Raw genomic sequence first — 17,056 nt, forward strand, 5'->3', positions numbered from 1 at the left:
TTCAGGGCCCGGCGCAGGCGAATCAGCGCGTGGCCGTGGTACCGGGCGCTGCGCTGTTGTCGTGGATCAACTGGGCGATCATGGCGTCCGCCTCACCCAACTGCTTGTCGTAGACATTGGTGGTGAAGGACGCCTGCTGCGGGGGTTGCTGGGCCAATACCGGCCCGCTCTGGTCGTGCAGATTCACATCGACCACCGTCGACAGGCCGATGCGCAGCGGGTGCTCGCGCAACTGCGCGGGATTGATGTGCACCCGCACCGGCACCCGCTGGACGATCTTGATCCAGTTGCCGGTGGCGTTCTGCGCCGGCAGCAGGGCGAACGCACTGCCGGTACCGGCGCCCAGGCTGTCGATGGTGCCGCTGTACTTCACCTCGTCGCCGTACAGGTCGCTGGTGATTTCCACCGGCTGGCCGATGCGCATGTGGCGCAGCTGGGTTTCCTTGAAATTGGCGTCGATCCACAGCTGGTCGAGCGGGATCACCGCCATGGTCGCGGTGCCCGGCTCGATGCGCTGCCCCAATTGCACGGTGCGCTTGGCCACATAGCCGGTCACCGGGGCGATCAAGGTGGTGCGGGCATGGGCCAGATAGGCCTGGCGCAACTGCGCTGCCGCAGCGCGTACGTCGGGATGATTGGACACCTGCGTGGCATCCACCAGCGCGGTCGAAGTTGCCAGTTGCTGCTGGGTGTTGCTCAAGGCGCTTTGCGCGGAAATCAGATCGTCATGGGCGTGGGACAGCTCTTCCTGCGAGATCGCCCCGTCGGACGCCAGGTTCTTGCGTCGGCCATAGTTGTCCTGCGCGCGTTGCACTTCTGCCTTGCGTGCAGCGACCTGGGCTTTCATGCCGTCAACGTTGCTGTACAAGCCACGCACCTGGCGTACCGCCTTGGCCAGGTTGGCCTGGGCATTCTGCAGGTCGATCTGCGAATCGTTCGGGTCGAACTGCACCAGCGGCTGGCCCTCGTGGACCAGGTCGCCGTCGTCGGCGCCGATGCTGATCACCGTGCCCGTGGTCAACGGTGTGATTTCCACCACATTGCCATTCACGTAGGCATCATCGGTGCTTTCGCTCCAGCGCCCGTACAGCGTGTACCAGGCCCAGACGCCCAGACCGCCGAGCACCACCAGGGCGAGCAGGATGAACAGCCAAAGCTTGCGCTTGCGACGGTTGCCCGGCGCCTTGTCGTTGGCCGACGGCGCTGCGGGCGGTTGCTGGGTGGCATTGGAATCAGTGGCAGTGGCATTGGCCATGGCAGTTCACCTGAAAGGGTTCGGTCGGTGTTGCATCGAGCAGGTCAGTCCGGGGTCTCACGGCGGCGGGTTCACCCAGCGGCGGTACCCAGCGCCAACAGAGGGTCCCCGGAAGCCTGCAGCAGCTTCGTGAGAATCCGTTCCAATTCGACGATTTCTTCGCGTTCGAGCATGCCCACCAGCTCGTTCATGGCATTGGCACCGATGACCGGCAAGCGTGCCGCCAGTGCCTGCCCCTCTTCGGTCAGCACCAGCTGCACCTGGCGTCGATCGGCGGCGCTGCGCTGGCGCCTGATCAGCTGCTTGTGTTCCAGGCGGTCGAGCATGCGTGTCATCGAACCGCTGTCCAGCGCCAGGTAGCGGGACATTTCCGCCGGTGTGTCGATACCGAACCGCGCATTGATGATCAGCACCTTGAATTGCGCCGCGGTTACCCCGTAAGGCACCAGGTGCGCGTCCAGCAAACGGTCCTTCAACGCCGATCCACGGCCCAGCAGCAGGCCCAGATTGCAGGTATGGAAGGTCTCGGGGGTGTAGTGATTCATGGGCTGGCAAGCTGTCCCGACAGTGTGAACACATCTTCGAAACATAATGTTACTGCTTAGGCAGACAATGTCAAGGCAATGGTTAGCTTGCTAACAGATAGATCTGTCGGTCGCTTTCACCGGAAAAATTCACCCGATCCCGATCGTGGCTGGCCAAAGCACGCAACGCTTGGGGCATAATGCTGGCGTTTCACCCGTAGTGGGGGTCTTCATTTCCTTATATGGCCCTCGTTTTCGTCACCCCTCGCCTGCAGGGTTTTCACGCACATGATCAAATCTCTTCGTCCAATACTGCTCGCCGGCCTGATGTTGCCACTGGCAATTCCCATCGCTGCCGCCCCCCTGAACACCACCCTGCCGCCCAAGGTTCAGCAAGCCATCAAGGCCAGCAAGCTGCAGAACGATGCACTGTCACTGGTCATGCTGCCGCTCAACGGCCCCGGCAGCCCGACCGTGTTCAACGCCGACGTGTCGGTCAACCCGGCCTCGACCATGAAGCTGGTCACCACCTATGCAGCACTCGAGTTGCTGGGGCCGACCTACCAGTGGAAGACCGAATTCTTCACCGACGGCACCCTGAGCAACGGCGTGCTCAACGGCAACCTCTACCTCAAGGGCGGCGGCGACCCCAAGCTGAACATGGAAAAGCTCTGGCTGCTCATGCGGGACCTGCGCGCCAACGGCGTGCGCCAGGTGACGGGTGACCTGGTGCTGGACCGCAGCCATTTCGTGCAGCCGCAACTGCCAGCGTTCAACGACGACGGCGGCGACGAAAACGCACCGTTCCTGGTGCGTCCGGATTCGCTGCTGGTCAACCTCAAGGCGCTGCGCTTCGTCACCCGCAACGACACCGGCAAGGTGCTGGTGTCGGTTGAACCGCCGATCGCGACCATCCGCATCGACAACCAGGTCAAGGCCCTGCCCGGCACCAAGTGCACGGGCGACGTGCGCTACAACCCGATCACCCAGGCCGACGGCATGACCGTGGTGGTCAGCGGCCAGTTGGCCGAGGGCTGCAGTTCGCAAACCTACCTGTCGCTGCTCGACCACCAGAGCTATGCAGCCGGCGCGGTGCGGGCCATCTGGAACGAACTGGGCGGCAGCATCCAGGGCGGCGACCGTCTAGGGGCCGTGCCGAAGAGCGCGCGAGTACTGGCGCGGGCGTTTTCGCCGGATCTGGTGGAAATCATTCGCGACATCAACAAGTACAGCAACAACACCATGGCCCAGCAGCTGTTCCTCAGCCTGGGCGAACGCTACCGCAACGAGGCCGACGGCGACGACGCCAAGGCCGCGCAGCGGGTGATTCGTGGGTGGCTGGCGAAAAAGGGCATCACCGCATCGCATCTGGTGATGGAGAACGGCTCGGGGCTGTCGCGTGACGAGCGCGTCAGCGCGCGGGAGATGGCCACCTTGCTGCAGGCGGCCTGGAAAAGTCCGTACGCTGCCGAGTTCATGGCGTCGATGCCGATCGTCGGCATGGACGGCACCATGCGCAAGCGCCTCAAGCGCACGGCCCTGCAAGGTGAAGGCCACATCAAGACCGGCACCCTGAACACCGTTCGCGCCATCGCCGGCTACAGCCGCGACAGCAATGGCAACACCTGGGCGGTGGTCGCCATTCTCAACGACCCACGCCCGTGGGGCGCCTCGTCGGTGCTGGATCAGGCACTGCTGGATCTGTATTCGCAGCCAAAAGCCGCGTCTACTTCGCCCAACATCCAGTAATCCACCCAAACCCTCTGGAAGGGGGGCGCGCTGCTTGCAAAGGCAGCGCCCTCTCTCGGTGAATCACCGCGCCTGAATCTTCCAGGCCCTGTGGATCTTGCCGTTGCGCGCGAAATCCTGATCCACTGTCTGCGCCGTGATGTCCTCGACCGCATAGCGCTCGGCCAAATTGGCGTCCAGCTGGAACTTGCGGAAGTTGTTGGAGAAATACACCACGCCCCCCGGTGCCAACCTTGCGACCGCCAGGTCCAGCAACTCGACGTGGTCGCGCTGCACATCGAACACCCCTTCCATGCGCTTGGAATTGGAGAAGGTCGGCGGGTCGATGAAAATCATGTCGTATTCGTCACGACTGGCCTGTAGCCAGGCCATCACATCGCCCTGCTCCAGGCGGTTCTTGTCCGAGAAACCATTGAGCGACAGGTTGCGCCGTGCCCAATCCAGATAGGTCTTGGACAGGTCGACGCTGGTCGTGCTGCGCGCACCGCCCTTGGCCGCATGCACGCTCGCCGTGGCGGTGTAGCAGAACAGGTTGAGGAAACGCTTGCCCGCTGCCTCTTTCTGAATGCGCAGGCGCATTGGCCGATGATCGAGAAACAGCCCGGTATCCAGGTAGTCCGTCAGGTTCACCAACAACTGCACGCCGCCCTCCTGCACCTGGGTGAACTGGCCCTGAGCGCTCTGGCGCTCGTATTGGCGCGTCCCGCTCTGGCGCTCGCGGCGCTTGATGATGACCCGGCTCTTGTCGATGTTCAGTGCCTGCGGAATCGCCGCCAGGGCGTCGTACAGGCGTGCCGAAGCCTTCTCAGGGTCGATCGACTTGGGCGCGGCGTATTCCTGCACGTGCACCCAATCGTGGTACAGATCGATGGCCATGGCATATTCAGGCATGTCCGCATCGTACACACGGTAGCAATCGATACCCTCGCGACGTGCCCATTTGCCCAGGGTCTTGAGGTTCTTCTGCAAGCGGTTGGCGAACATCTGCCCGCCTTCGCTCAGCCGCGCCTGTTCAACCACGGGCGCGGGCGCCGGGGCCGACTTGACTGGGTTGCCGTTCTTGTTCACTCGTGCATACGGATCGGCCAGCGCTGGCGCGGTATCCACCTGCTCGGCTTGATCACGCGCGGCCTGGCGCTGCTCGGGCGTACGTCGCTCACCGGTGACGAACTGGTCTGGCAGCACCTTGATCAATAGCAGCTTGCACGGCAAAGGGCCGTTCCAGAACGAATACTGCTTGTGGCTGCGGATACCCATGCGCTTGCCCAGGTCGGGGGCACCGGTGAACACCGCCGCTTCCCAGTTCAGGCAGGCCTGGCGCAGGCGTTCGCCCAGGTTCTGGTACAGGTACAGCAAGCTGGCCTCATCGCCCAGCCGCTCGCCGTACGGCGGGTTACAGATGACCAGGCCTTTCTGGTTGTGATCGGGGCGCGGCTCGAACGTCGCCACCTCGCCCTGGTAGATCTTGATCCAGTCGCTGAGGCCGGCGCGTTCCACGTTGTTGCGGCCTGGCTGGATCAACCGCGGGTCGGCTTCGTAGCCGCGAATCCACGAGGCTGGCTTGGCCAACCCGGCTTCGGCCCTTGCCAGCGCCTCGTCGTGCAGCTTGCGCCAGGTAGCCGGAACATGACCGAGCCAGGCGCTGAAGCCCCAGCGCGTACGCTTGAGGTTGGGTGCGATGTCGGCGGCAATCATGGCCGCCTCTACCAGAAAGGTCCCCACACCACACATCGGGTCGGCCAGTGCGCCGCCCTCGGCGGCGATGCGCGGCCAGCCCGCACGAATCAGAATGGCGGCTGCAAGGTTTTCCTTGAGCGGCGCAGCGCCTTGCTGCAGGCGGTAGCCACGCTGGTGCAGGCTGTGTCCGGACAGATCGAGCGAGAGAATCGCCTCGCCGCGGTCCAGGCGCAGATGCACGCGCAGGTCCGGGTTGAGCTTGTCGACGCTGGGACGCTCGCCACTGGGCGTGCGCAGCTTGTCGACGATGGCATCCTTGACCTTCAGCGCACCGAAGTGAGTGTTGTCGATGCCCGAACCATGCCCGCTGAACTCCACGGCCAGGGTGCCGTCGGGCAGCAGGTGGTCCTGCCACTCGACATCCAGAACACCGTGATAGAGGTCTTCGGCATCTTTCATGGCAAAGCGCTTGAGCACCAGCAGCACGCGGTTGCCCAGCCGCGACCACAGGCACAGCCGGTAGGCGGTTTCCATGTCGGCCATGCCGCGCACTGCGGAGGTGTGCTCGCGGGTTTCTTCCAGGCCCAGGGCGGTGGCTTCTTCGGCAAGCAAGCCTTCGAGGCCCTTGGGGCATGTGAGAAACAGTTCAAAACGGTCCGACATGGTACTTCCTGGCCCATTTGGGCATTGATGAGACGGCAAGCGCATTGCCGTCTCGAGGTTCAACCAGGCGCCTTACGCAATGGAGCGCCCGAGCGACACCACCGTGGTGTCAATCCACCCCACCCGCCGCCTTGATAAGCGAGAAGCCGGGGCAGAACCTGATTCTGCTGAAAAAGGCATCGCCTGCGCGACCCTTCGTCGATTTTTCACGTCTCTGGAATCGAGATGATTCGCAATGGCATATTGACCTCATTGCATACTGCAAGCCTTGTCTTGGACGGGCTAGCAGTCGAGTGAAGCTTGAAGCACCTGCTTACTTATTGCCCATACCGCGAAATAGTTACGTGCTTATGACAAAACGATCATTCACATCGCGCAGTTCAACGTTTAGAAATCACCTCAGGTCGTCGCCGCAATGGCGAAGACATCACTGCTCGCCACGCCGGCAGCGAGCGCGATACCGGCAGATCATCTGCCTGGCCTCACACGAGGCCAACGGGACATTACAGTCAATAGACAGAGGGCAACACCCTATGAGAAGACTTAAGCGTGATCCGTTGGAACGAGCATTTCTACGCGGATACCAGTATGGCATCCATGGCAAATCCCGCGAGCTTTGCCCTTTTACTCTACCGTCGGTACGCCAAGCCTGGATCAACGGCTGGCGCGAAGGACGCGGCGACAACTGGGACGGTATGACCGGCACTGCGGGGATCCATAGGCTCAACGAACTTCACGCCGTCGGCTGACACTCTTTTTCCTTTTCACCATGCACGCCCAACCAGGGCGGCGGGCTAGCGCCCAGGGGCCTCTGCGAGGCCCCTATCGCGCCTCGAATCATTGCCTGGCGCGCAGCGCCGCGATGGCGTCCACCGACTCGCGGATCAGTGCAGGCCCCTTGTAGATGAAGCCCGAATAAATCTGAACCAGACTGGCACCCGCGGCGATTTTTTCGGCCGCATGCCCACCCTCTGTGATCCCGCCTGCTGCAATGATCGGCAATCTGCCGTTCAAGGTCTGCGCCAGCACCTTGACGATGTGAGTGCTTTGCTCCCGCACCGGCGCTCCCGACAACCCACCGGCTTCGTCTGCGTGAACCAGCCCCTCGACACCGACCCGGCTGAGGGTGGTATTGGTGGCGATCACTGCGTCCATACCAGCGTCGACCAGTGCCTGTGCCACCAGTGCGGTTTCTTCATCGCTCATGTCCGGAGCGATCTTGATCGCCAGTGGCACATGCCGTCCGCTTTGCCCGGCCAGCACCACGCGCCGTGCTGCCAGCGTGTCTAGTAATTGCTTGAGCGAGTCACCGAACTGCAGGCTGCGCAGGCCGGCGGTATTGGGCGAGCTGATGTTGACGGTGATGTAGCTGGCGTGGTCGTAGACCTTGTCCAGACAGATCAGGTAGTCGTCCACGGCGCGCTCGACCGGGGTGGTGAGGTTCTTGCCGATATTGATACCCAGCACGCCCTGATACTTGGCCGCCTTGACGCGCTCGACCAGGTTGTCGACACCCAGGTTGTTGAAGCCCATGCGGTTGATGATTGCGCAGGCTTCAGGCAGGCGAAACAAACGGGGCTTTGGATTGCCCGGCTGTGGACGTGGGGTCACCGTGCCGATTTCTACCGAGCCGAAACCCAGCTGGGAGAAGCCGTCGATGGCCGCGCCGTTCTTGTCCAGCCCCGCTGCCAGCCCCACCGGATTGTCGAACTGCAGACCCATGACCGTGACCGGCAGGCGCGCCGGCGGCTTGGCGAGCAGGCCGTTGAGGCCCAGGCGGCCACCGGCGCCGATAAGGTCCAGAGACAAGTCATGGGAGGTTTCAGCGGACAATTTGAACAGCAGCTGGCGGGCCAGATTGTACATGGGCGGGCTTGGCTCCGAGGAAGCGATAGAGGGGTGCGATTGTGCCAGATCCGCGGTCGGTTAGGTATGGTAGCGGGTGGCACAGGCCAAATCGCAGGCAAAGAAAAGCCCGGCATGAGCCGGGCTTTTCGTTGAAGCGGTAGCTAATTACTTAGCTTGAGCTTCTACTTCAGCTTCTACGCGACGGTTTACAGCGCGGCCAGCGTCGGTGGCGTTGTCAGCCACTGGGCGGGTTTCGCCGTAGCCAACCGAGTTTACGCGGTTGGATTCAACACCGTACTGACCGGTCAGCACTTGCTTGACAGCAGCAGCACGACGCTCGGACAGCTTCTGGTTGTAGGCATCAGGACCGACGGAGTCAGTGTGACCTTCAACAGTGGTGGTGGTCTGTGGGTACTGCTTCATGAAGTCAGCCAGGTTCTTGATATCGCCATAGCTGTTGGTCTTCACGACCGACTTGTCGAAGTCGAACTTGACGTCCAGCTCAACGCGAACGGTTTCGGCGACGGCTGGGCAGCCATCAGCGTCAACGGTAACGTTGGCAGGGGTGTCAGGGCACTTGTCGACGTTGTCGCAGACGCCGTCGTTGTCGGAGTCAGCGCAGACTTCAGCTACTGGAGCTGGAGCAGCGGCTGGAGCAGGCTTGGAGCCGCCACCGAAGTTCACGCCGATACCGACGCTTGGCGCCCACTCGGTGTCGCCTTGGTCGATGTTGTACTGAGCTTCAACACCGGCACGGGCGTAGAAGTTGTCAGTGAAGTACAGCTTGGCACCGCCGCCCAGGTTGGCGAAGGTGGAACCGTTACGGCCGTTGCGATCGTTCTGACCGATGCTTTGGTCAGAGAAACCAGCCGAAACGTACGGACGCAGCATGTCGCCTGGCTTGTTGAAGTGGTACAGAGCGTCCAGAGCTGTGTTGGAGCCCTTGATGTTCTTGCCGCTGTCGCTGCGAACGTTGTGGACTTCGTCGTAACCCAGACGCAATTCAACGTCGTCGGTCAGGAAGTAACCAACCGAGCCACCGAACAGGTTGCCGTCGTTTTTGAAGTCGCGAGCGCTGTCGTAGTATTCTTTCTTGGCGAAGCCTTCGATTTCAACTGCGCCTTGGCCTTGTGCCAATACGCCGAATGAAGTTGCGGCAACGAGAGAACCAATGGCAAGGCCCAAGGTGTTTTTCAGTTTCATCCGTTAAATCCCCATCTGGTGATTGTTAAGCGCCCCTCATCCGGGGCAGCTTGACGGCAAGTCTAGCAGACCTTGCCGGTAGGTTAGAGACCTTTGCGCCGAACTAAGTTTCGGACAGGTCTGCAAATTTATCGCGGAGCTTATCTAAGGCCCGCTTGTACCGCATTTTGGTGGCGCTCAAGCCCATGTGCATGATGTCGGCGATTTCCTGGAATTCCAGCTCAGCGACGAATCGCAGCACAAGAATCTCCCGGTCTATCGGGTTCACGAACACCAACCATCGGTCGAGACCACCGCGCTCCTCCGACTTGGGCGCCTTCTCTTCGGATGCCTCCTCGAGCGGATCGAGACTCAGGGCATCCATCAAGCGGCGCTTGCGCCTTTCCTTCCGGTACTGCGTGATGCATTCGTTATAGGTGATGCTGTAAAGCCACGTCTTGAATTTCGACTTACCCTCGAAATTCTTTAGCCCGTACAGCACCTTCAACATCACTTCCTGACAGACATCGTCAGCGTCACGATCGTTCCCTAAATATCTTGCACAGACGTTGAAGAGGGTTCGCTGGTAGCGACGCATCAGCTCTTCATAGGCCCGCGTGACATGGAACAGCTCCTCGTGCGAACGCGCCACCAACTCCTCGTCAGAGAGCTCGCGGGGGTCGTAGCGCACGGGCAGCGTATGTACTTTATTCAAAACAGGTCGGCCCGAAGGTCAGGTCCCCGAAGGTCAGGTCATTGTCCGCCAAGGCATGATCGCTCAGCCTTTTTGCGGCGGCATACATTAGCAAAACGTTGACCTATCGGCTACTCACCCGCTGTTCCAGCAGCTCGCGGTTGGACATCGAAACCAGCTCGCCGTCGTCGGTCATCACTGTCGTCTTGACGGTGCCGATTTCCTCGATCTGCCCTTCGACCCCTCCAACCTGCACCTGCTGGCCCACTTGAAACAGTTCCCGCACGTAGATCCCGGCCAGTATCTGACTGGCGATTTCACGGCTGCCCAACCCCATGGCCAGTGCTGCGGCCAGACCAACGGTAATCAAGGCGATGACGATCACGTGGTTCAGCAGGTCGGTCTTGACCTCCAGCTGGCTGATGGCCACCGAAATGCTGATGATGATCACCAACCACTGCGCCACACGTCCCAGGCCACCTGCGTAATCGAGCCCTACCCCTTCGGCAGCGCCACGTACCACGCCATTGACCAGTTGCGCCAGCAGTACACCGACCAGCAACACCAAGGCTGCACCGAATACCTTGGGCAGGTACAGCGCCAGCATGTCCAGGGTCGCCGAAACCCGCTGCAGCCCCAGCGACTCGGCGGCCGACACCAGGAAAATCAACAGCACGAACCAATAGACGATCTTGCCGATGAGGGTCGAGATCGGCACCCTGAGGCCGCCACGGCCCAGCAGTTTGGTCAGGCCGGTCCCCGCCATCAGGCGGTCGAGCCCGAACTTGGCCAGCAGCTTGGACAACAACGTGTCGAGCAGCTTGGCGACCAGGAAGCCCAACAGTACCACCACCAACGCCCCGAACAGGTTGGGGATGAAATTGGCGACCTTGGTCCACAGGGCGGTCATCGCCGCCACCAGGCTTTGAGTCCAGGGGTCCAGTTCCATTGATCAATCAGCCTTATCCGCAGCGGCGGAATCCGTACGACGAGACACCGGCGCGATATTCGCCGAACCACTGTTCACCGCGATCATGAATGCCTGACCCCAGCGCCCTATCAGGCTGAAGAGATCGCCCGCGCCGACCTGGCGATTGGCAGTCTTGAGCACTCGCCCCAGCGCGGCGCGGTCGTCGCGACCCGGCGCGTGAGCGTTGAGCATGTCTCGCAGGGATTCTTCGAACGGATCAGGCATGCATACCTCGCGAATTTCATTCAAAGACGAGACCCTGCGGCGGTGAGTCACAAAGGTCTCGGCGAGCACAGGGTAAATTCCGTGTCAGACCCAGCGCAAGCGTCGAAACAACAACCATTGGCCCAACGCTACGGCCACCATCAATGCGCAGGCAATGGTGAAACCATAGGGGCTGTCGGAACCGGGAATGCCGCCGACGTTGATGCCCAGTAGACCGGTCAGAAAGCTCATCGGCAGAAAGATCCCGGTGATGATGCCGAAGCGATACATGGTGCGATTCATGCGCTCGCTCTGACGCCGGTCTTCGGCCTCGAGCACCAGCCCCACACGCTCGCGCGCCAGTTCCAGCTCTTCCAGATAACGGGTCAGGCTGTTGTTGAGTTCGTTCCAGTAGTCGGCGTCGTCGTCGACGAACCAGGGCACCTTGTTGCGCGCCAACTGGCCAAAGATATCGCGTTGCGGCGCGAGGAAGCGCCGCAGTCCGGCCGCCCTTCGGCGCAGCTGGAGAATGCTGCCGTGCTCGGGCGTGTACCGTTCGTCGGCGTCGAGTTTGTCTTCCTCCATATCGACGATGTCGGATAGGTCTTCGACCAGTGCCTGGACCTTTTCGGTCAAGTGCTGAGCCAGGTACAGAATCAACTCCGAAGCGGTTTTCGGGCCCTTGCAGGCGGCGAACTGTTCGAGCAGGTCGTCGGTCGCGCGCAATGGCCGCAGGCGCAGGGAAATGATGCGCTGGGCCTGGGCGAAGATCCGCACCGAGACCATGTCCTCGGGCTCGGCTCCTGGATTGAGATTGACCCCACGCAGGAACAGCAGCAGTTCATCGTCGGGCAACGGGACCAGGCGCGGGCGGGTGTTTTCCTCCAGCAGCAGGTCGCAGCTGAATTCGCTCAGGCCACTATTGCGGCGCAACCAGTCACGGGTCTGGGGATGGCTGCGATCCCAGTGCAGCCACAGGCTCTGGTGAGGTTGCAGCTGCAGCCCGTCGATATCGGTCCGGGCAACCGACCGCGCACCTCCCTTGCCGTCCAGCAACAGGGCATGCACCAGCCCCCATTGCGCATTGTCTTCCTCGTACATCGTGTCCCCGTTACTGATGGAAAGTTGTCATTCGGGCATGCTCAACGCCTCTGGCGAGACGATGATGCCGTTGTTGTCGGCATACAGATAGTGGCCGGGAACGAATGTGACACCGGCGAAGCTGACCTTCACATCGAGATCACCCAGACCCCGCTTGACGGTCGGCATCGGATGGCTGGCCAGGGCCTGCACACCGACATCGGTTTGCGCGAGCATGTCGACGTCACGCACGCACCCATAGATGACCAGGCCTTCCCAACCGTTCTCCGCGGCTTTCTGGGCAAGCATGTCGCCCAGTAGCGCCTTGCGCAGCGAGCCTCCACCGTCGACCACCAGCACCTTGCCGGTGCCATCCAGAGCCACCTGCTCGCGTACTCGCGAGTTGTCTTCGAAGGTCTTGATGGTGACGATCTGGCCGCCGAAGGAGTCGCGGCCACCGAAATTGCTGAACATCGGCTCGAGCACCTCGACGTCGGGGTAGGCATCACACAGGTCGGGGGTCAGATAGTGCATGGCATTGCTCCTGGGGCGAATGGCGGCTGCAAGAGCCAGTAGCCTGCACCGGACGCGGCGCGGCCCTCACAGCCTAGACCATGCTCAGGTCGTCGCCAACGGTGTCGCGCCGGGCAGCAGCGGCCGGTAGGGGTCGCTCAGCCAGGTCCCGACCAGCGGCCAGACCTCGGCCTGGGCTTGCGCACTGACCAGCATGCGCACGTGGTCGAAGTCGTCGCCGAAGCCCTGGGCGCGGCCCAGGTTGACGAACTGGTTGTGGCTCCCGGCAAATTGCTCGAACAGCTGGCGGCAGTCCCAGCTTGGATCCTGCAGGTCACCGACCGCCGCAACGGCGAGGATGGGCAGTTTCACTTCGCCCAGCCCCTGCCACCAGTCCCGCTCGGCATCGCCGAAACGGCCGAACAGGCCTTTCCAGCGCATCCACTCCAGGCCAACGCCCACCGGCTCGTCTTCCGGGCCGCGTTTGAGGCGGGCCCCGGAAATGTGTGGATAGCGCTTGAGCAGGCGGCGCGCAGCCCAGTTCAGCGGAGGAATCCGCAACTGCCAGTGACGTCGACTGACCTGGGCACCGAACAGCGCCGCAGACGCTGCCAGATCGCCTTGCAGATAGCCGCCACCCAAGGCGGCGGCCAGGGTGATGCCGCCGAGCGAATGCCCGATCCAATGCGGCGTCTGAGCACTGACCTCGGCGACGAATGCACCGATGACCGGAAGATCGTAGCGGGCGTAGTCGGCCACGGTATTGCTGGCGTAGTGCTGGTTGCGCGGCGACAGTCCGTGGCCGCGCATTTCGGCTATCCATACGTCGAACCCGCGACGTGCCAGCCAAGGCCCCAGGCCTATGCCCTTGGGCGAGTACCAGAAGCGCCGGTTGGAAAAGCTGCCATGCAGAAGGATCACCGGCACCCCGCGAGCACCAGGTTGATCGGCCAGGCCCAGGCGCGTCAACGCCAGCTCGACACTGGGGTCGGGGCTGTTGGCGGCCTTGATGCGGTAGATGTCTTCGCTGAGGTCGCCGCGACGCTCGGCACTGAGCAGCGCGACGGGAAAGAGGGTACTGCTGCTTTGCATAAGGCACTTGCGTCTGAATGAATGGGGCTGTAACCGGGGCGCAAGCCGCGTCTGTGTTGATCTGTGCATGAAGGGCAGGATCAAGGGCGACGCGGCTTGCGCCGCTGCTACAGGCGACCGGGGTGTTTGAAAGGACACACCGGTCTGGGGTGATACAGGGGACCGGGGTGCAGGAAAGGACACACCGGTCTGGAGTGGGACGGCTTAAACGACGCTTTCCTTTTCGGCCAGGAAGAACCAGGTTTCCAGGACCGAGTCCGGGTTCAGCGACACGCTTTCGATGCCCTGCTCCATCAGCCATTTGGCCAGGTCAGGGTGATCGGACGGGCCCTGGCCGCAGATGCCGATGTACTTGCCGGCCTTGTTGCAGGCCTGGATGGCATTGGCCAGCAGCTTCTTGACCGCCGGGTTACGCTCGTCGAACAGGTGGGCGATGATCCCCGAGTCGCGGTCCAGGCCGAGGGTGAGCTGGGTGAGGTCGTTGGAACCGATCGAGAAGCCGTCGAAGAACTCCAGGAACTCGTCGGCCAGGATGGCGTTGGACGGCAGCTCGCACATCATGATGATGCGCAGACCGTTGTCGCCGCGGGCCAGGCCATTCTCGGCGAGCAGGTCGATCACCTGCGACGCTTCGCCCAGGGTGCGCACGAACGGCACCATGATCTCGACGTTGGTCAGGCCCATTTCGTTGCGCACCCGCTTCATCGCCCGGCATTCGAGCTCGAAGCAGTCGCGGAACGACTCGCTGATGTAGCGCGACGCCCCGCGGAAGCCCAGCATCGGGTTCTCTTCTTCCGGCTCGTAGAGCTTGCCGCCGATCAGGTTGGCGTATTCGTTGGACTTGAAGTCGGACAGCCGGACGATGACTTTCTTCGGCCAGAAGGCCGCAGCCAGGGTGCTGATGCCCTCGACCAGCTTGTCGACATAGAAATTCACCGGGTCGCTGTAGCCGGCCACACGCTTGTCGACGCTGTCCTTGATTTCCGGGGTCAGGGTGTCGTAGTTGAGCAGCGCCTTGGGGTGCACGCCGATCATCCGGTTGATGATGAACTCCAGACGCGCCAGGCCGACACCGGCATTGGGCAACTGGGCAAAATCGAAGGCGCGATCCGGGTTGCCGACGTTCATCATGATCTTGAATGGCAGCTCGGGCATGGCGTCGACCGAATTCTGCTTGATGTCGAAGCCCAGTTCGCCCTCGAAGATGTAGCCGGTGTCGCCCTCGGCGCAGGACACCGTCACGCCCTGGCCGTCCTGGAGCAGTTGCGTGGCGTTGCCGCAGCCCACCACTGCCGGAATGCCCAGTTCGCGGGCGATGATCGCGGCGTGGCAGGTTCGCCCGCCGCGATTGGTGACGATGGCACTGGCGCGTTTCATCACCGGTTCCCAGTCCGGGTCGGTCATGTCCGAAACCAGCACGTCACCGGCCTGGACCTTGTCCATCTCGGAGGCGTCGTGAATGATGCGGACCTTGCCGGCACCGATGCGCTGGCCGATGGCGCGGCCCTCGACCAGCACGGTGCCCTTTTCCTTGAGCAGGTAGCGTTCCATCACGTTGGCGCTGGAGCGGCTCTTCACTGTCTCCGGGCGCGCCTGGACGATGTACAGCTGGCCGTCGTCGCCGTCCTGGGCCCACTCGATGTCCATCGGCCGGCCGTAGTGCTTCTCGATGATCATCGCCTGCTTGGCCAGCTCGCTGACCTGCGCATCGGTCAGGCAGAAACGCGCACGTTCGGCCTTGTCGACGTCCACCACCTTGACCGAGCGTCCGGCGCGCGCTTCGTCGCCGTAGACCATCTTGATCGCCTTGCTGCCCAGGTTGCGCCGCAGGATCGCCGGACGACCGGCCTCCAGGGTGTGCTTGTGCACATAGAATTCGTCGGGGTTCACCGCGCCTTGCACCACGGTCTCGCCCAGGCCGTAGGCGCCGGTGATGAACACCACGTCACGGAACCCGGACTCGGTGTCCAAGGTGAACATCACCCCGGCAGTGCCGGTTTCCGAACGCACCATGCGCTGCACGCCGGCCGACAGGGCAACCAGCTTGTGGTCGAAGCCCTGGTGAACGCGGTAGGCAATGGCGCGGTCGTTGAACAATGAAGCGAAGACTTCCTTGGCCGCGCGAATGACGTTCTCGACACCGCGGATATTGAGGAAGGTTTCCTGCTGGCCGGCAAAGGAGGCATCGGGCAGGTCTTCGGCGGTGGCCGAGGAACGCACGGCAACGGCGATGTCCGGGTTGCCCTTGGACAGCTCGGCGAAGGCGATGCGGATCTCTTCGTTGAGACGCTCGGGGAACTCGGCCTCCATGACCCACTGGCGGATCTGCGCGCCGGTGCGAGCCAGGGCATTGACGTCGTCCACGTCGAGCGCATCGAGGGCCGCGTGGATCTGCTCGTTGAGCCCGCTGAGGTCGAGGAAGTCGCGATAGGCCTGGGCGGTGGTGGCAAAGCCGCCAGGCACCGACACGCCGGCACCAGCCAGATTGCTGATCATCTCGCCCAGGGACGCATTCTTGCCCCCCACGTGTTCCACATCATTGTTGCCAAGCTTATCGAGGGAAACTACGTACTCTACCAAGGTGATCTCTCCACTGACTGGGTTGGAAAAGCTCGGGATGCCCGGCGCGAATCGTCGCACGCGGGGGGCTGTGGCCGCAGCCCCGGAAATGAACGAGAATGCCTGGCAATGCTGGCCATCAATCGGGCCTATCATATCCAAGAATCGTCAGTTGCCTACGGGCCGGGGCGCACAATGAAACGATCTGCATTCTTCATCTCCGACGGTACCGGCATTACCGCCGAAACGCTGGGGCAAAGTCTACTGGCGCAGTTCGAAAACATTACCTTCAGCAAGTTCACGCGGCCCTATATCGACAGCGTGGACAAGGCTCGGGCCATGGTACAGCAAATCAATAACTGCGCCGAAAAGGACGGTGTGCGACCGATCATCTTCGACACCATCGTCAATCAGGACATCCGCGAGATCCTCGCCACCTCCAACGGCTTCATGATCGACATCTTCTCGACCTTCCTCGCCCCGCTGGAAATGGAGCTCAGCGCACATTCCTCGTACTCGGTGGGCAAGTCCCACTCCATTGCGCACAACGCCAACTACATGGAACGTATCGAAGCGGTCAATTTCGCGCTGGACAACGACGACGGCGCCAGAACCCACTACTACGACAAGGCCGACCTGATCCTGGTGGGCGTGTCGCGCTGTGGCAAGACCCCGACCTGCCTGTACATGGCCATGCAATTCGGCATCCGCGCCGCCAACTACCCGCTGACCGAAGACGACATGGAGCGCCTGCAGTTGCCACCTGCGCTCAGGGCCCACCAGCACAAGCTGTTCGGCCTGACCATCGACCCCGATCGACTCACCGCGATCCGCCACGAACGCAAGCCCAACAGTCGTTACGCCAGCTTCGCCCAGTGCGAGTTCGAGGTGCGCGAGGTGGAAGGTCTGTTTCGCCGCGAGAACATTCCGAACATCGACTCGACCCATTTTTCGGTGGAAGAAATCTCCGCCAAGATCCTCGTCGAGAAAGGCGTCGAACGGCGCTTCAAATAGGCGCCTGCACCCGCGGCGCCCACCCCTGCCGA

The 17,056-nt window shown here is 62.1% G+C and carries 15 protein-coding genes; 3 read left to right on the plus strand and 12 right to left on the minus strand.

Annotated features, from left to right (window positions below; all coding sequences use genetic code 11):
* Positions 1-22: 22 nt before the first annotated feature.
* The gene (locus ONG87_RS13760; protein ID WP_264381439.1) at positions 23-1,255 is read right to left on the minus strand and encodes an efflux RND transporter periplasmic adaptor subunit; all 1,233 of its coding nucleotides are present in this window, start codon (positions 1,253-1,255) and stop codon (positions 23-25) included.
* 71 nt (positions 1,256-1,326) lie between these two features.
* Positions 1,327-1,800 carry a MarR family winged helix-turn-helix transcriptional regulator gene (locus ONG87_RS13765; protein ID WP_192058123.1) on the minus strand — a complete coding sequence of 158 codons (474 nt, stop codon included), beginning with the start codon at positions 1,798-1,800 and terminating at the stop codon, positions 1,327-1,329.
* A 267-nt stretch (positions 1,801-2,067) separates the two neighbouring features.
* Here ONG87_RS13765 and dacB point away from each other — a divergent pair, with 267 nt between their 5' ends.
* Positions 2,068-3,528 carry a D-alanyl-D-alanine carboxypeptidase/D-alanyl-D-alanine-endopeptidase gene (dacB, locus tag ONG87_RS13770; RefSeq protein ID WP_192053159.1) on the plus strand — a complete coding sequence of 487 codons (1,461 nt, stop codon included), beginning with the start codon at positions 2,068-2,070 and terminating at the stop codon, positions 3,526-3,528.
* Between the two features lie 63 nt (positions 3,529-3,591).
* Here dacB and rlmKL read toward each other — a convergent pair whose 3' ends face one another.
* Positions 3,592-5,868, minus strand: coding sequence for a bifunctional 23S rRNA (guanine(2069)-N(7))-methyltransferase RlmK/23S rRNA (guanine(2445)-N(2))-methyltransferase RlmL (gene rlmKL / locus ONG87_RS13775; RefSeq protein WP_264381440.1), 2,277 nt, complete (start codon positions 5,866-5,868; stop codon positions 3,592-3,594).
* A gap of 533 nt (positions 5,869-6,401) precedes the next feature.
* On the opposite strand from rlmKL, the gene ONG87_RS13780 reads away from it, so the two are divergent.
* The gene (locus tag ONG87_RS13780) at positions 6,402-6,617 is read left to right on the plus strand and encodes a ribosome modulation factor (RefSeq protein WP_008368461.1); all 216 of its coding nucleotides are present in this window, start codon (positions 6,402-6,404) and stop codon (positions 6,615-6,617) included.
* An 88-nt stretch (positions 6,618-6,705) separates the two neighbouring features.
* On the opposite strand, the gene ONG87_RS13785 is transcribed toward ONG87_RS13780, so the two are convergent.
* The 9 genes from ONG87_RS13785 to ppsA all read right to left on the minus strand — a co-directional run bounded on the left by ONG87_RS13785 (position 6,706) and on the right by ppsA (position 16,031).
* Entirely contained in the window at positions 6,706-7,734 is a 1,029-nt protein-coding gene (locus ONG87_RS13785) for a quinone-dependent dihydroorotate dehydrogenase (protein WP_264381441.1), read from the minus strand.
* A gap of 147 nt (positions 7,735-7,881) precedes the next feature.
* Positions 7,882-8,919 carry an OmpA family protein gene (locus ONG87_RS13790; RefSeq protein ID WP_192053153.1) on the minus strand — a complete coding sequence of 346 codons (1,038 nt, stop codon included), beginning with the start codon at positions 8,917-8,919 and terminating at the stop codon, positions 7,882-7,884.
* A 103-nt stretch (positions 8,920-9,022) separates the two neighbouring features.
* Entirely contained in the window at positions 9,023-9,613 is a 591-nt protein-coding gene (gene sigX, locus ONG87_RS13795; protein ID WP_122476059.1) for an RNA polymerase sigma factor SigX, read from the minus strand.
* 103 nt (positions 9,614-9,716) lie between these two features.
* Positions 9,717-10,541: a mechanosensitive ion channel domain-containing protein gene (locus ONG87_RS13800; RefSeq protein WP_185794460.1), complete on the minus strand. Its 825-nt coding sequence runs from the start codon at positions 10,539-10,541 to the stop codon at positions 9,717-9,719.
* 3 nt (positions 10,542-10,544) lie between these two features.
* On the minus strand, positions 10,545-10,787 hold the full coding sequence (locus tag ONG87_RS13805) for a CrfX protein (protein WP_122476063.1): 243 nt from the start codon (positions 10,785-10,787) through the stop codon (positions 10,545-10,547).
* Positions 10,788-10,871: 84 nt separating this feature from the next.
* Positions 10,872-11,867 (minus strand): zinc transporter ZntB, encoded by a 996-nt coding sequence (locus ONG87_RS13810; RefSeq protein WP_192102341.1) that lies wholly within the window; start codon positions 11,865-11,867, stop codon positions 10,872-10,874.
* Between the two features lie 27 nt (positions 11,868-11,894).
* Positions 11,895-12,380, minus strand: coding sequence for a ribonuclease E activity regulator RraA (rraA, locus tag ONG87_RS13815; protein ID WP_122476067.1), 486 nt, complete (start codon positions 12,378-12,380; stop codon positions 11,895-11,897).
* 84 nt (positions 12,381-12,464) lie between these two features.
* Complete coding sequence (locus tag ONG87_RS13820; protein ID WP_122476068.1) at positions 12,465-13,451, minus strand: alpha/beta fold hydrolase; 987 nt, start codon at positions 13,449-13,451, stop codon at positions 12,465-12,467.
* 204 nt (positions 13,452-13,655) lie between these two features.
* A complete protein-coding gene (gene ppsA / locus ONG87_RS13825; RefSeq protein ID WP_264382862.1) occupies positions 13,656-16,031 on the minus strand; it encodes a phosphoenolpyruvate synthase in 2,376 nt (791 codons plus the stop codon).
* A 174-nt stretch (positions 16,032-16,205) separates the two neighbouring features.
* Between ppsA and ONG87_RS13830 the strand changes: the two genes are divergently transcribed.
* Positions 16,206-17,024, plus strand: a complete 819-nt coding sequence (locus ONG87_RS13830) for a pyruvate, water dikinase regulatory protein (RefSeq protein ID WP_122476071.1) — start codon at positions 16,206-16,208, stop codon at positions 17,022-17,024.
* Positions 17,025-17,056 lie beyond the last annotated feature (32 nt).

The sequence above is a fragment of the Pseudomonas sp. MM227 genome, assembly GCF_947090715.1.
Taxonomy (GTDB): Bacteria; Pseudomonadota; Gammaproteobacteria; order Pseudomonadales; family Pseudomonadaceae; genus Aquipseudomonas; species Aquipseudomonas baltica.